Consider the following 706-nt stretch of genomic DNA (forward strand, 5'->3'; position numbering starts at 1 on the left):
GCTTCGGGGTCGGCCAAGCAACCGCGATCCGCTGGATGGCGGCGCTCGCCGCGACTGGGACGGTGGCCGCCCGGCCGCAGGGGCGTGCCCGCCGCTCCAAGCTCGACCCGTACGAGACGTTCCTGCGTACGCTGATCGACGAGACGGTCGACATCACCCTGGAGGAGATGCGCGCCCGGTTGCAGGACGAGCATGGCCTCACCGTCGGGCTCGGCACGTTGTGGGCCTTCCTCGACGCGCGCGACCTGACGTACAAAAAAAGACGGCCCACGCCGCAGAGCAGGATCGGCCGGACGTGAAGGCCGCCCGGGAAGCGTGGTTCGAGAGCCAGCCCGATCTCGACCCGGACCGGCTGGTGTTCCTCGACGAGACGTGGACCGCCACCAACATGGCCCGCACCCGCGGGCGCTGTCCCCGCGGCCAGCGGCTGCGCTCCCCCGTCCCGCACGGTCATTGGAAGACCACGACCCTGGTGGCGGGCCTGCGCCTGTCCGGGATCGCCGCGCCGTTCGTGCTCGACGGGCCGATCAACCGCGACGCCTTCCAAGTCTACGTCGATCAGGTCCTGGTGCCCGAACTCGCACCCGGGGACATCGTGATCATGGACAATCTCGGCAGCCACAAAGGCCCGGCCGTGCGCGCGGCGATCGAGGCGGCGGGCGCGCGGCTCCTGTTCCTCCCGCCCTACTCGCCGGACTTCAATCCG

Annotated in this window: 1 pseudogene; it reads left to right on the forward strand. The window is 70.7% G+C overall.

The annotated features are described in order from the left end of the window. Window positions 1-706 (forward strand): annotated as a pseudogene (locus tag ACLBX8_RS31560) (IS630 family transposase); the annotation flags it as partial.

This window comes from Methylobacterium sp. D48H, assembly GCF_053345715.1.